Annotated in this window: 12 protein-coding genes; 3 read left to right on the top strand and 9 right to left on the bottom strand. The window is 63.8% G+C overall.

The annotated features are described in order from the left end of the window. Window positions 1-55 precede the first annotated feature (55 nt). The 8 genes from BUE39_RS18605 to msuE all read right to left on the bottom strand — a co-directional run bounded on the left by BUE39_RS18605 (window position 56) and on the right by msuE (window position 7982). On the bottom strand, window positions 56-856 hold the full coding sequence (locus BUE39_RS18605) for an ABC transporter ATP-binding protein (protein ID WP_073430197.1): 801 nt from the start codon (window positions 854-856) through the stop codon (window positions 56-58). Window positions 857-858: 2 nt separating this feature from the next. Beyond that, entirely contained in the window at window positions 859-2229 is a 1371-nt protein-coding gene (locus BUE39_RS18600; RefSeq protein WP_073430196.1) for an ABC transporter substrate-binding protein, read from the bottom strand. 80 nt (window positions 2230-2309) lie between these two features. Beyond that, a complete protein-coding gene (locus BUE39_RS18595) occupies window positions 2310-3329 on the bottom strand; it encodes a branched-chain amino acid ABC transporter permease (RefSeq protein WP_073430224.1) in 1020 nt (339 codons plus the stop codon). A gap of 86 nt (window positions 3330-3415) precedes the next feature. Then, window positions 3416-4297 (bottom strand): branched-chain amino acid ABC transporter permease, encoded by an 882-nt coding sequence (locus tag BUE39_RS18590; protein WP_073430195.1) that lies wholly within the window; start codon window positions 4295-4297, stop codon window positions 3416-3418. Window positions 4298-4310: 13 nt separating this feature from the next. Further along, window positions 4311-5090, bottom strand: coding sequence for an ABC transporter ATP-binding protein (locus tag BUE39_RS18585; protein ID WP_073430194.1), 780 nt, complete (start codon window positions 5088-5090; stop codon window positions 4311-4313). 18 nt (window positions 5091-5108) lie between these two features. Further along, on the bottom strand, window positions 5109-6266 hold the full coding sequence (locus BUE39_RS18580; RefSeq protein WP_073430193.1) for an AMP-binding protein: 1158 nt from the start codon (window positions 6264-6266) through the stop codon (window positions 5109-5111). A 2-nt stretch (window positions 6267-6268) separates the two neighbouring features. Then, complete coding sequence (gene sfnG / locus BUE39_RS18575; RefSeq protein ID WP_073430192.1) at window positions 6269-7372, bottom strand: dimethylsulfone monooxygenase SfnG; 1104 nt, start codon at window positions 7370-7372, stop codon at window positions 6269-6271. 28 nt (window positions 7373-7400) lie between these two features. Next, complete coding sequence (gene msuE / locus BUE39_RS18570; protein WP_073430191.1) at window positions 7401-7982, bottom strand: FMN reductase; 582 nt, start codon at window positions 7980-7982, stop codon at window positions 7401-7403. Between the two features lie 465 nt (window positions 7983-8447). On the opposite strand from msuE, the gene BUE39_RS18560 reads away from it, so the two are divergent. Further along, window positions 8448-9563 (top strand): sigma-54 interaction domain-containing protein, encoded by a 1116-nt coding sequence (locus BUE39_RS18560; RefSeq protein WP_073430189.1) that lies wholly within the window; start codon window positions 8448-8450, stop codon window positions 9561-9563. A gap of 110 nt (window positions 9564-9673) precedes the next feature. On the opposite strand, the gene BUE39_RS18555 is transcribed toward BUE39_RS18560, so the two are convergent. Beyond that, window positions 9674-10918 carry an acyl-CoA dehydrogenase family protein gene (locus tag BUE39_RS18555; RefSeq protein WP_073430188.1) on the bottom strand — a complete coding sequence of 415 codons (1245 nt, stop codon included), beginning with the start codon at window positions 10916-10918 and terminating at the stop codon, window positions 9674-9676. A 424-nt stretch (window positions 10919-11342) separates the two neighbouring features. On the opposite strand from BUE39_RS18555, the gene BUE39_RS18550 reads away from it, so the two are divergent. Continuing rightward, a complete protein-coding gene (locus BUE39_RS18550; protein ID WP_073430223.1) occupies window positions 11343-12305 on the top strand; it encodes a response regulator in 963 nt (320 codons plus the stop codon). 23 nt (window positions 12306-12328) lie between these two features. Then, window positions 12329-13759, top strand: coding sequence for a sensor histidine kinase (locus BUE39_RS18545; RefSeq protein WP_073430187.1), 1431 nt, complete (start codon window positions 12329-12331; stop codon window positions 13757-13759). Window positions 13760-13797 lie beyond the last annotated feature (38 nt).

Genomic DNA, 13797 nt, shown 5'->3' with positions numbered 1-13797 from the left:
GTCAATGATAATCGCCGCGCGCGTCGGTTCCGGTCCGCTCCCGTCGGCGTTCGGGCTATGCGCGCACGTACCGTCGCGCTGCCCCGCCTGTTCCCTCGCGCGTGCGTTGTGTGCCGCCGCCCAGATAAGCATCGCGCAGGACATCGAGCTCCAGCAGCGCTTGCGCCTTCCCATGCGCAACCACCCGGCCGCCTTCGAGCACGTAACCGGATTGCGCATAGCTCAGCGCGATCGCGGCGTTCTGCTCGGCCAGCAGAAAACTCACACCGTCGTCGCGATTGAGCGCCGCCACCGTCTCGAAGATTTCCTCGACCACTTGCGGCGCGAGCCCCATCGACGGTTCGTCGAGCAGCACCAGCGAAGGCCGCGCCATCAACGCGCGGCCGATCGCGACCATCTGCTGTTCGCCGCCCGACGCGTAGCCCGCCAGCGTCGCGCGGCGCTCCCTGAGCCGCGGAAAGATGCCGTAGATGCGTTCGAGCTCCGTTTCGAGTTCAGCGCGTTTGGGCCGCCGCACGAACGCGCCCAGCCGCAGGTTGTCTTCCACCGACAAATGCGCGAAACAACGCCGCCCCTCCAGCACCTGGACGAGCCCGCGTTCGGCGAGCGTCCACGGATCGGCGTGGGTGATCGCTTCGCCGCGATACGCGATGCGCCCCGACGTGAGCTCGCCGCGCTCCGCGCGCAGCAGACTGGAGACCGCCTTCAGCGTGGTCGTCTTGCCCGCGCCGTTGCCGCCCAGCAAGGCGACGATCGCGCCGGACGGCACGCTCAGCGACACGCCGCGCAATGCCGGTATCAACTGGCTGTACGTCACCGCGATGTCGTCGACTTCGAGGATCGGGGCGGCGCTCATGCTCAGATATCCTTGCCGCAATCGCGCGGCGTAATGCCTTTCTCCTTCGCGTAGGCATTCGCCGACTTCTCGATGATCGGACGCAGCAGCGCGCGATCGGCCTGCACCCAGCCGCTGATCACCTTCCATTGCTGGCCGTCCCATTGCTGAAAGCGCACGGCGCCGCCGCCTTCGTGATCGGCGCACGACAGTTTCAGCGGCTGAACCAGACCATACGCGCCGAGCTGCTTCAGGCGCGCGTCGTCGAGATTCAGATGCTCGAAGCCCCAGCGCACCTGTTCGCCCGTCAGCGGCTTGTTGCCGAATTTCGCCTGCGCCACGCGCAACGCCTCGACATTCAGAATGCCGTTGACGACGCCCAGGTTGTAGTACACCGTGCCGAAGCGCGCCGGGTCCTTCAGATTGCCGTTGCCCGGCTTGATCACGTACTGGTCGATCGCTTGAATCACCGGGAAGCCGGTGCCCGACGGATGCGTGGTGATCGAGATGAAGCCCTTGGCGGCGTCGCCCGCCGGACGCGCGTCCTCTTCCGAGTTGCTCCAGATGTTGCCGATGATGTGATCGGCCGGGAAGCCCACCTTTTGCGCGGACTTCAACGCGACCGGATTCATCACGCCCCAGCCGCGCAGAATCACCCAGTCGGGCTTGATCCGATGGATGGTGAGCCACTGCGAGCCTTGCTCGTTACCCGGATGCGGCACTTCGATCTGCGTGAGTTCGAAGCCGTATTTTTTCGCGAGCGTATCCAGCACCGGAATCGTCTCGCGGCCATAAGGCGAGCCGTGATAGAGCACGACGATCTTCTTGCCCTTGAGCTGAGTCAGTCCGCCGGATTGCTGGCCGATGTAATTGACGATCGCGGAGACTTCGCTATACGGATTGAGTTGCAGCGGGAACACATAGGGGAATACCGCGCCGTCCGTCGAATCCGTGCGGCCGTGGTTGATCGTGACGAGCGGAATCTTGTCCACGGACGAACGATCGAGCGTGGCGTAGGCGATGCCGACCGAGAGCGGATTGGTCGCCGCCGCCGGCGCGCCGTTCAGGCCGCTCTTCAGCCGCTCATAGCACTCCACGCCCTTTTCGACCACGTACTCGGTTTCGCATTCGCTCCACGTCAGCTTGACGCCGTTCACGCCGCCGTCGCGCTTGTTGACGAGGTTCATATAGTCGATGAAGCCGCCGAAGAAGCCGCTGCCGCCAGCCGCATAAGGACCGACGCGATAGCTTTGCAACGGGAAGTATTCCTCGCCCGCGGCTTGCGCGTTGGAAAAGGGCGTCGCGCCGAGCGCAAGCAGCAGGCTCGCGGCGGCGAGGCGCGCTGACAGGCGCGCTGACGTTCCGCGCCTTTTGAAGGAGTCGATGAAATTCATACGGGGTTAGACCTTGATTAATGAAGCAGTGAAATGAAGCAGTGAAATGAAGAGCGACGAGCGAGGCAATGCAGCCGGCTTCACGCGCGCAACGGCCAGTCGCGCAGCCGGTTCCGCGCGGTCTGGACCAGTCGCGCGAGGCCGTCCGGTTCCTTGATGAGAAAGACGATGATGAGCGTGCCGAAGAGGATTTTCTGCAGGTTCTGCAACTGGCCGGCCTCGATGCCGACGCTGGCGAGCGCGCCCGCCGCATGCGAGAGCAGTATCGGCAGCAGCACGATGAACGCGGCCCCCAGGAAATTCCCGCCGATGCTGCCCATGCCGCCGATGATGATGATGAACAACACCTGAAACGACAGATTCAGATCGAAGCCGTGCGGCTCCACCGTGCCGAGATAGGCGAATGCCCACAGCGCGCCGGCGATGCCGAGCACGAACGAACTGAGCGCGAACGCGAGCAGTTTGGTGCGGCCCACCGGAATGCCGATCACGCGCGCGGCGGTGTCCATGTCGCGCACGGCCATCCAGCGCCGGCCGAGTTCGCTGCGCACGAGACTGGACGCCATCGCGAAGACAATCGCCACGACGCTCAGCACGAGCAGATAACGCGCCGCGGGCGTGGCGATTTTCAGGCCGAACGCGGAGAGCGCGGGCGCGCTCAGCACGCCCGAGCCGTCGTTGTTCGAAAACCAGCTCACCCGCGTAAAAATCCATTCGACGAGGAATTGCGCGGCCAGCGTCGAGACGATCAGATAGAAGCCCTTGATGCGCAGGCTCGGCAGGCCGAACAGCGCGCCCACCGCGGCGGTGATGAGTCCGCCGAGCAGCAGGTCGACGGCGAGCGGCAGCGCCGGCGCTCGCACCAGCAGGTTGTAGGTGGCGTAGGCGCCGACCGACATGAACGCCGCCGAGCCGAGCGAGAGTTGTCCCGCGTAACCGGTGACGAGGTTCAGCCCCAGACCCGCCAGCGACAGCACGAGGAAGGGAATCAGGATCGCGCTGAGCCAGTAGTCGTTGCTCAGGCGCGGCACGGCGACGAACGCGATCAGCGCGGCTAATGCGATCAGCGCGAGTAGCGCGCCGCCCGACAGCCTGAGCAGCGACGAGCGGCGCGGCGGCGCGCCCGGCTTGCGCGATACGCTCGCGTTGGATTGAAGAGACGACACGGTTGGCCTCGCACTCACGTTCACACCCGTTCCACGGCGGGTTCGCCGAACAAACCGGCAGGGCGCGCGAGCAGGAACAGCATCGCGAGCAGATAGGGAAACCAGTTTTCGATGCCGCCGCCGAGCAGCGTGCCGACGTAGACTTCGGCGAGCTTCTCCGACGCGCCGATCAGCAGCCCGCCGACGATCGCCCCGCCGATCGACGAAAAGCCGCCGATGATCAACACCGGCAGCGCTTTCAGCACCACGAGCGACAGCGAGAACTGCACGCCGAGCCGCGCGCCCCACAGGAGTCCCGCCACCAGGCTGACGAAGCCGGCGAGCGCCCACACGATGGCCCAGACGCGCGGCAGCCGCACACCGACCGCCAGCGCGGCGAGCGGGTCGTCGGCGACGGCGCGCAACGACAAGCCGAGCCGCGTTCGCCGGGTCAGCAGCGACAGCGCCAGCACCAGCGCACCGGCGGTTGCCGCCGCGAAGATGTCGAACTGGCTGATCATGACGCCGGCGAGATTCAAAGGCTTGTCGTCGATGCCGAGCGCGAGGCCATGCACCTGCGCGCCCCAGAAGAGTTGCGCGGCGCCTTCGAGAATGAAGCTCAGGCCGAGCGTCGCCATGAACAGCACGATGGGCGGCCGGTTCACCAGAGGCCGCAACACGAGGCGGCCGATCAGCACCGCGATCAACACGAGCGCCGCGAGCGTCACGCCGAAGGCGAGCACCGGATTCACCTGCCGTTCGACGAGGCTCACATAGGTCAGTGCGCCGAACAGCACCATCGAGCCCTGCGCGAAATTGAACACGCCGGACGCTTTGTAGATCAGCACGAAGCCGATCGCGACCATCGAATACATCACGCCCGCCAGCAAGCCGCCGACGAGCACTTCGAGAAAAAATTCCATGTTGTCGAGTCTCTCAATGACGGGTGCCGAGATAGGCGGCCAGCACGTCCGGGTTGCCGCGCACGTCGGCGGGCGCGCCATCGGCGATCTTCTTGCCGTAATCGAGTACGACCACGTGATCCGACAGGTCCATCACCACGCCGATGTCGTGCTCGATCAGCACGACCGTCACGCCGAATTGCCTGTTGGCGTCGAGCACGTAGCCGGCCATCGCGCGCTTTTCGTCGGCGTTCATGCCGGCCATCGGTTCGTCGAGCAGCAGCAGGCGCGGCTCGGCGGCGAGCGCGCGGGCCAGTTCGACGCGCTTTTGCACGCCATAGGGCAAGGTGCCGACGGCGGTGTGCCGGAAGCGCTGCAAATCGAGTGCTTCGATCACCACTTCCGCATAGCGACGCTGCGCCGTTTCATCGCCGCGCGCGCGGCCGACGCGCAACGTCTGTTCGAGCCACGTGCTGCGCCGATGCAGATTGCGGCCGGTCAGCACGTTGTCCAGCACGCTCATCCGGCGAAACAGCGCGATGTTCTGAAACGTGCGCGCAATGCCGCTGTGCGCCGCGTGATACGGGTTCATGCGCCGATAAGCGTTGCCGTCGAAACGCACGCTGCCGTGCTGCGGCCGATACACGCCGTTGATCACGTTGAGCAGCGAGCTTTTGCCCGCGCCGTTCGGACCGATCAGCGCGCAGATTTCCCCGGCTTGCACGTTGAAGCTGATGTCGGTGATGGCTTTGACGCCTTTGAACGACAGCGAAATATGGTCGAGCGAGAGCAGCGCGTGAGTGGATCGAGTCATTTAAGGTTGGGTCATGCGTCAGTAGGCCGGTTGTTCAGACGCGCGGTCAGCCGCATGGCGTTGCGGCGTTTCCGGCTGTGCGCGTTGTTCGACGCGTTGCCGGTCGCTGTGATCCGGCCACGCGCGGACCGGTACGCGTAGCGCATCGAACAGCGCTGCGGTTTTAGCGTCGAGCGGCGGGCCGATGACGAGCGCCGCATGCGTGCGTGAAAAACCGATCACTTCGCGCAACGGCCGCGTGATGAGCCACCACGTCAGCGTGCGGATGAGCGGGCCGAACGGACCACGCTGCCCGCGTAGAGCGCGATCGATCAGGCGGCGGCGCCATGAGCGCTCGCCGGGCAAGCGGTCGTCCACGAGTTGCGCCACGCGGGCGTAGGTGTCGCGCGTGCCGGCGACGAGCGTCGGTGCGAGTTCGCGGCGGTCGTTATCGCGCGTGGCGAGCGACTCGGGAAAGTTCAGTCGGAAGCCGCTCAGCACCCACGGCGCGATCAGATAGCGCTCCTGCGAAGCGGCGGCAAACGCGCGCGCGGCGAAGGCTTCGTCGTTCGCGTGCAGCTTCTCGGTGTCGACCAGATGCCGCGCTTCGCGCACCAGCGTCGCGTGAGTGAAGCGCTGTTCGACGAGGTGCCCGTCGTCATTCAGCCGCACGAAGGCGAACGCATCGCCGTGCGGCAGCGCGGCCGGTGCGAAGCCTTCACGACTCGCGAGCGCCAGCGCGCGATAGTCGATCACGGCGGGATGCGGATGCGGCGTGAGATGGCGCGGGTTCGCGTCGATCACTTGCAACGCCTGTTCCTGCGCCAGCAGACGGTCGACCTGACGGTCGTCCTCGGCAAGCACGAAACGCGGGGCGAGATGCGTGAGCGCGGCGCGCAACGCGGCGTCGCCGAGTTGCGGGTCGAGCGGTATCGCCACGCCGCCGCTCCACTGCGCCGCGAGCGACAGCAGCAATGCCTGCTCGCGCGGCTGGCTCACGAGCAGTAGCGCGTCGCCCGCCGCAAAGCCTCGCTGCGCGAGGCCCGCCGCGAGTTGCTCGACCGCCGCGGCGACCTCTCGCCACGACAGCGCGTGCCACGCGCCCAGCCGCTTGTGCCGCAACGCAAGAGCATGCGGCCGATGCCGCGCCTGATGGCGCAGCCAGTCCGGCAGCGTCGAGGGTTGCGCGCCCGTCATGATCACGCGGCCTTGGCCTGTTGCTTGCGTTCGAGTTCGCGCACCAGCGGCAGAACGCGTTTGCCGAAGTACTCCACCTCTTCGATGAAATGGAGAAATCCGGTCAGCACCAGATCCACGCCAATCGATTTCAATTCGACGATGCGCTCGGCGATCTGCTGCGGCGTACCGATGAGATTGGTGCGAAAGCCGTCGTTGTACTGCACGAGGTCTTCGAAGCTCGATTTGGCCCAATTGCCTTCGCCTTCCGGCGAAGCCGCGCCCGCCTGCCTGGCGGCATCGCCGAACGCATGCACGGCTTCGACGTGCGCATGCCTGATGATGTCGTCGAGCACCGCTTTGGCTTCTTCCTCGGTATCGCGCGCGATCACGAAGGCGTTCACGCCGATGCGCACCTTGTGATTGTTTTTCGCCGCCTTCGCCTGAATGTCGTCGATTTGCGCCTTCAGGTTCTCCGGCGTATTGCCGTTGGTGAAGTACCAGTCGGACACGCTCGCGGCGTTGTCGCGGGCGGCGCGCGAACTGCCGCCCTGGAAGATCTCGGGATGCGGCTTTTGCACCGGCTTCGGACTCAGCGTGTAATCGTTGAAGCGGTAGAAGTCGCCCTTGAAGGTGAAGTGGTCCTGCGTCCAGATGCCCTTGAGCGCCTGAATGAATTCGTTCGAGCGCCGATACCGTTCGTCGTGTTCGAGCCACGGCTCGCCGATCGCGGTGAACTCGCCTTTGAACCAGCCGCTCACGACGTTGATTGCAATGCGCCCATTCGAAATGTGGTCGATGGTCGCCAGTTGCTTGGCGACGACCGCGGGATGCCAGGGTCCGGGCAGGATCGCGGCCAGCACCTTGAGTTGGGTGGTCGCGTGCAACAGCGCCTGGCTGAAGGAAACCGATTCGTGCTGATGCTCCGCGCCGTAGCCGGCGGTAAAGCGAATCTGGCTCAGCGCGTACTCGAAACCCGCCTGCTCGGCGGTTTGCGCGAGCTTCTGGTTGTATTCGAGACTCCAGTCGGTGCGTTGCTCGATCGTGCTGACGACCAGGCCGCCGCTGACGTTGGGCACCCAGTAGGCGAACTTGAGGGCGTCGTCGTGAGAATGGGTGTGGCTCATGATGTTCCTGGTGATTGAATGAAGGAGGTTAGGCAGCCAGCGTTGCCGCTCGCGAGGAAGAGGCCGGAAGGCGTCCCGCATGCAGCCACGGCAGCGCGCGTGTCACGGCGAGCGCGATGCGCTCTTTCAGCGCGGCGCTTGCGATGGCATGGCCGTCGAAATCCGCATCCGACGCATAGACGCCGATCGGCAGCGTGCGAGCCTGAAAGAAGCTGAAGAGCGGCCGCAGTTGATGATCGATCACCAGCGCGTGACGCTCGCTGCCGCCGGTTGCCGCGAGAAGGACGGGCACGTCGAACAGCGCCTCGTGATGCACGAGATCGAACAGATGCTTGAAGAGCCCGGTATACGAAGCGCGATAGACAGGGCTCGCGGCGATGATCAGATCGGCCGATTCGATCGCCTTGATCTGCGCTTCGACGTCGGCGGGAAGCTGCGCGCGCAGCACGGCGCCGGCGAGTCGCGGCGCGATCTGGCCGAGTTCGACGAGGTGCGTGTCGATCGGCAGCGCGTCGCCGAGCGCCGCGAGCAGGCCCTCGACCACGGCCAGCGTGCGCGATGGCCGTTGCAATCCGCCGGAAACCGCGACCACGTTCAATCTGTTGCTCATGCGAACGATCCTTTCAATGGGAAGCGAATCAAATAGGGAGTTCGGCTTATTGAGCGAATAGCGTGCCATTCGCCGCTGCCGGCGCGAGCTGTACTTTGGGGCGGTCGCGCGTTTCGGCCCGATGGCGCGGCGAGTCAAATGGCATAGCCGTTTGCGGCGTTTTCCCGCGCGTATATCGCGGCGGCATGGAACGATTGCAGGCGTGCGTATGAAGCTGACGAAGCAAGATGGCCTCGGCGCTGCTGCTGGAGAAGCAGTGCCGGGTTTCGGCGAGCGCAACGCGGACTTTCAGAATGCCGACAAAACCGCGTGAACGGCGTCGAGCGAAGCGTGTGTCGATGCGGAAGCGGCATTCATGACGATGCTGCTGCCAAAGAAGCAATTCGACTTTGGTTCCCACAACAAAATGCATAGGAAGTCGCGCCGGGTGTTCAGAATAGGCTGTCCGACACCGAGCTTCTACTCATGAATTCTTCATTCAATCACGTGTTGGCGGAACGCTCAGCCATTACACGAGCGGAGTCGCCGCCTTTATTGACGATGCCCGACACGCGCACGCTGACCACTTCCATCCGCGCCACCGCGCAAGTTTTCTCGGACCCGCGCTCGCTGGCGTTGCTCGAACGTATTCGCATGGTGGCGCCGAGCGACGCCAATGTCCTCGTGATCGGCGAGACCGGGACCGGCAAGGAACTGGTCGCGCGTCACGTGCATAACCTCAGCGCGCGCAGGGACCGGCCTTTCGTGGCCGTCAATTGCGGTGCGTTTTCCGAGTCGCTGGTGGAGAGCGAGTTGTTCGGTCACGAGAAAGGCGCGTTCACCGGCGCGTTTTGCGCGAAGCCCGGCTGGTTCGAGGCGGCCAATGGCGGCACGCTCTTTCTCGACGAGATAGGCGACCTGCCGCTTTCGATGCAGGTCAAGCTGTTGCGCGTGTTGCAGGAACGCGAAATCGTGCGGCTGGGCTCGCGCCGGAGCATTCCTATCGACGTGCGCGTGCTGGCGGCCACCAACGTGCATTTGCAGGACGCGGTGGCGGCGGGTCATTTCCGCGAGGATCTGTTTTATCGCCTGAACGTGGTGCATCTGGCCGTGCCCACGCTGCGCGACCGGCCGGGCGATATCTTGCCGCTCGCCAGATACTTCATTGAAGAGTACAGAAACCGGCTGGGTTATGGCGCTGTCGGCATCGAGCCGTGCGCGGAGCGAAAGCTGCTGGCGCACAGTTGGCCCGGCAACATCCGCGAACTGGAAAACGTCATTCACTACGCTTTGCTCGTGTGCAGCAGCGATTCGTTGAGGGAGGGCGATTTGCAGATGTCGTCGTTCGGCGTTCAGAGCGCGCGGCGAGCGGGCAATGAGCCGGCGCCATGCACGCCGCTCGAAGGGCTCGAGGGCGCCTTGCGCAATCTGTTCGATAACGCGGAAGGCAAGCTGTTCGAACAGATCGAAGACACCGTGATGCGGGTGGCGTTCGAGTTCTGCTATCGCAACCAGATCCAGGCCGCGAGATTGCTGGGCATTAGCCGAAACGTATTGCGCGCGCGGCTGATTCGCGCGAGACAGATTTCCGCGCAAAAGTAGCCGCGAGTTCGCGCGGCCTCGTCGCGGCGTAGCGGCGAACATCTCGCTTGACGCCGCCTGCGGACCGGCCGTCGAGCCGGTCCACGCATGATGCTCGCCGCGCCGCCGAATCATGCCGCCGACACGCCGTTGCCGATCTGCCAGATGAAAGGCGGCTCGGTGCCGTTGATTTCCCAATCGCCGACGATCCGTTCCTTGTAGATGAGCGGGTTATGCGATGCGGCGGTGCGAGCGTTGCGCCAGTGGCGGTCCAACAGTTTGTTCTCGCTGACGCCGGATGCGCCGAGTGCGTTGAAGAGGTCGGTGGTGGCTTGCAGAATCAGCGCGGCCACCGCGACTTGCGCCTTGGCCGATTCGATTTCGGCGGCGACGTTCGCCGACTTCTCGGCTTCGCGATCCGCGCCGAAGCGCGTTTCGTATGCGCGTTGCGACGGCTCGGCCGCGCGCACGGCGGCGGCTTCGGCCGCATATACGCGCGCCGCGATTTGCCCGACCACCTGCTGCACCTGGGCGTCCTCGCTCACGCGCGGCGCGTTGCCGTGGCTGTAAACGCGGGTGCGCTTGCGGACTTCATGCGAGATGTCGCGTAACGCGGCGCGGCCCGTCCCCGCGATCACGGCGATCAGCACGAGCTGATAAAACGCGGTCTGGTATTTGAAGCGCGTCGAGAAGTCGATGATGTTTTCCTCGTCGACCACGGCATTCTCGAACACCGAGGTTCCGCTGCCCGTGGTGCGTTGGCCGAAACCGTCCCAGTCATCGCTCTGTTTGACGCCCGGCTGGCGGGTGCTCAACGCCGCGATGACGTCGGCGCCGTTATCGTCGCGTTGCGCGTACACGTCGATCCAGTCCGCAAAGATGCTGCCCGTGCTGTAGTACTTCGTGCCGTTCACGACCCACTGGTTGCCGCGCCGCGACACACGCGTGATGACTTCGCCCAGTTTGACCGCGCCGACTTCGGTCCACGCATTGCCGACGATTTCACCATTCACGAAACGCTCGAACCATTTTTCCCGCGCGGGGCCCGGCACAGCGTTGATGCGGTCCTCGACGAAGGCGAAGTGTCCGCGCAACGCCTGCGGCAAACTCGAATCGGCTTCCGCCAGTTCGATCAGCAAGTGCACGAGTTGCGGCAGCGATGCGCCGGCGCCGCCGTATTCGGCCGGCACGCGAATGGCGCCGAAGCCCGCTTCCTTCAACCACTCGATCTGTTCGTGCGGGAGCGTGCGAGTGCGTTCGCGCTCGAGCGCGCCTGCCGCGATGCGTTCGAAAATGGGCCTGAATCTGGCGGCCAATGGCTCGTAGTCCGTGCCGCGGGAAAGCGGCAAATCTTCACGCTGGTTTTGTGATGCCATACGCCTGCTCTTGAGTCGGTGAGGGGAGGGAGCCGGAACGTTTCGAGTTCCGGCCGTATGGATTGATTTGCACGATCCATGCCATTCAGGCGAACGCTTATTGCATCGCGCCATAGAGAATGGCGCTGCGTTTCAAGCTGCTGAACTGGCAGCATTGTGCTGGCGCATTGCTCGCCCCAAAGCAGTGAATCAATGTGTGGTGGGTTGAAATGCGATTAACATTATTCAGTTTGCATATACCAATAAAAAAGTAAAGGAAAGTTTGTGCGGTGTTTCACTGTTAATGCCTGGACGCCTGTACTATATGGATCGGCGGGGACCAGCTTGGTAATCAGAGTTAGAAAAAACGTATAGGAAGCTTTTTCGTATGGTTGCCGCCTTTGCCGTTCGTGTCAGCGGCGGTGTGACGAGCCACGTGAAAAATATGAACAACTTTATTCGACCACCAGTTTCGTATCCGGCAACTGTCGTTTTCGTGGACGACAACGACAGTTATCTCGACGCGCTGCGCCGTTTCTTTCCGGATATCTCCACCAATCTGTTTTTCACGCGGCCGCAAGCGGCACTCGCGTTTATCCGTCAACATGCCCGCGCGAATTCACTGGAGTTTGCGCCGGCGTCGGCGTGTTTGAGCGAAACCGGTGTCGAGCGATTTGTCGAAACCTCGGCTGAGCGCGACATCTTGCTGCGTAAGTCGCGCTTTGCGGAGGTCGCGGCGGTCGTCGTCGATTACGACATGCCGGGGGTGAGCGGTGTCGAATTGCTCTCTTCGATATCCGACTTGCGGTGCGCGAAAGCGCTGCTCACCGGCGTCGCGGACGAGACCGTCGCGGTCAACGCGTTCAATGCCGGAATCGTCGATTTATATCTGAGAAAGACCGACGCGGAGTCGGCAAGCCGATTAACCCATTTTCTGAACGACGCCCGAGCCCGGCATTGTTCCGAAAGCGGTTGGCTGGCGTTGGGCGAAAACGGCACCACGTATTGCGATCCGAGAACGCGCAAGCTGATCGACGAACTGGCCGCCGCCGAAGGTATCGTCGAGTACTATTGGCGTCCCGAGCAAAATGCCATTCTGATGTTCGACCGCGCGGGCAACCCGAGCGTGTTCGTCGCGTGGGCCGAGCACGACTGGATCTTGCAGGGCGAGATCGTGGCGGACGAAAACGGCCCGGCGGAACTGCTGAGACAGATCGCGGTGCGCGAGGTGATGCCGCTTTTCTGGCCGCATCTGGCCTACCGCGCGGGCGTCGAATTCCGCATGCTGCAGCCGCGTGAAATTCCCGGCTGGCACGACGCTTACTATGGTTGGGCTCGCATCGACGCGGCCGAGGTGGGTTTGGACGTTCGAACGTTTGCGCAATGGCGCAATGAGGCGAAGCGCTAACGCTCTTCAACACGTCGAGCCCCATGTACGCCATTCCGACCGCCTTCGTGTCCGCGTTGTTCGTGGTGTTCGGGCTTTACGTACTCATCACCCAGGGCATCACACGCCTGTCCGCGCCATTCCTTTTGATGTGCGCGACGACCTTTGCGTGGCAGGGCACGTGGACATTGCTGTTCCAGACGCAAAGTCCGCACATCGCTAGCCTGCTGGTCAGGCTCGGCTATCTGTTCATTCTGTTTCTGCCCACCACGTTCTATCACTTCATTACCGAAGTGACGGCGCGGCGCCGTGAGCAGCCTGTATTGCTCGCGTCCTACGGCCTGTGTCTGGTGCTCGCGGCGCTGCTTCCAGGCGATCTCGTGGTCGCCGGTTACCGGCGGTTCTTCTTTGGTTATTATCCGGCCGCGGGGCCTTTGCATCCCTTGCACGTCGCGCAAACCGTGCTGCTTGCGGGGCGCTGCGCGCAGCTTCTTCTCGCCGCCCGCAAGAAGGCCGGCGGCGAAGCACGCAGGCGTCTCGATCTGTGCCTTGCGGGCGTGTGCCTCTATGCGTTCGCGGCAGTGGATTACGCCGTCAACTACGGCCTGCCGTTCTATCCGCCAGGCGTGCTGTTCATCGCGCTGAGCCTGGGGCTTCTCGCGATCACGATCGTTCGCTATCACCTGATTCACCCGTATGCGCTGGCGGCGACGATCGCGCACGAGATCGCGACGCCGCTCGCGACCATCGGCATGCACGCCGACGAAATCGCGAGCGTGTGGTCGCATGTGTTCAAAGGTTATCGGCTGGCCGTCACGCACGGCATTTACGACGACCAAGGGCATGCGGGGCAGTCAGAACGCATAAGCCAGCTCGCAGCGGCAATCCGGCGCGAAGTATCGGGCACCAGCGCGATGGTCGAAATGGCGCTCGCGTCTTTTACGCTCGATCGTCTGGATCGCAGCCGTTTCAGTCCGCATTCGCTGCAGCAATGTGTGGCGTCGGCGTTGGAGCGTTATCCGTTTCGCGGCGACGAACGTGCCCGCGTGACGGTGACGCCCATCGACGCGGCCGTGCGTTTTTCGGGCTCGGATACGCTGGTGGTTTTCGTGTTGTTCAACCTGCTGAAAAATGCGTTTCATGCCATTCGCGTGAGCGGCGACGGCGAGATCACGATCAGCGCCGCAATGGAGCAGGACTTCTGCGTGCTGCGATTCCGCGACACCGGGCCCGGCATTGCGCCCGACGTATTGCCCCACATCTTCGACGCGTTCTTCTCGACCAAGCGGCACGGAAGCGGCGCGGGCATGGGCCTCGCGTTTTGCCGCCGCGCAACCGAGCTTCTGGGCGGCACGATCGAATGCAGTTCGGTGCGCGGTTCGCACACCGCCTTCACCGTGCGATTGCCGGCGCCGGGTTCAGCGGCGGACCGCGCGACGCGCGCAGCGCCGGCGCGCTCCAGGCGCCGGCGTTGATCCGTCAGGTTTAAAGGTCAAGCGCTGTCATGCGCAAG

Origin of the sequence: Paraburkholderia terricola (genome assembly GCF_900142195.1) — a bacterium.
GTDB lineage: Bacteria > Pseudomonadota > Gammaproteobacteria > Burkholderiales > Burkholderiaceae > Paraburkholderia > Paraburkholderia terricola.
This window is presented reverse-complemented; position numbering and strand designations above follow the sequence as displayed.

Bases quoted from the DNA above. Each gene is read 5' to 3' on its own strand.
- BUE39_RS18605 (WP_073430197.1), bottom strand. From the start codon at position 856: ATGAGCGCCGCCCCGATCCTCGAAGTCGACGACATCGCGGTGACGTAC.
- BUE39_RS18600 (WP_073430196.1), bottom strand. From the start codon at position 2,229: ATGAATTTCATCGACTCCTTCAAAAGGCGCGGAACGTCAGCGCGCCTG.
- BUE39_RS18590 (WP_073430195.1), bottom strand. From the start codon at position 4,297: ATGGAATTTTTTCTCGAAGTGCTCGTCGGCGGCTTGCTGGCGGGCGTG.
- BUE39_RS18585 (WP_073430194.1), bottom strand. From the start codon at position 5,090: ATGACTCGATCCACTCACGCGCTGCTCTCGCTCGACCATATTTCGCTG.
- BUE39_RS18580 (WP_073430193.1), bottom strand. From the start codon at position 6,266: ATGACGGGCGCGCAACCCTCGACGCTGCCGGACTGGCTGCGCCATCAG.
- sfnG (WP_073430192.1), bottom strand. From the start codon at position 7,372: ATGAGCCACACCCATTCTCACGACGACGCCCTCAAGTTCGCCTACTGG.
- msuE (WP_073430191.1), bottom strand. From the start codon at position 7,982: ATGAGCAACAGATTGAACGTGGTCGCGGTTTCCGGCGGATTGCAACGG.
- BUE39_RS18560 (WP_073430189.1), top strand. From the start codon at position 8,448: ATGAATTCTTCATTCAATCACGTGTTGGCGGAACGCTCAGCCATTACA.
- BUE39_RS18555 (WP_073430188.1), bottom strand. From the start codon at position 10,918: ATGGCATCACAAAACCAGCGTGAAGATTTGCCGCTTTCCCGCGGCACG.
- BUE39_RS18550 (WP_073430223.1), top strand. From the start codon at position 11,343: ATGAACAACTTTATTCGACCACCAGTTTCGTATCCGGCAACTGTCGTT.
- BUE39_RS18545 (WP_073430187.1), top strand. From the start codon at position 12,329: ATGTACGCCATTCCGACCGCCTTCGTGTCCGCGTTGTTCGTGGTGTTC.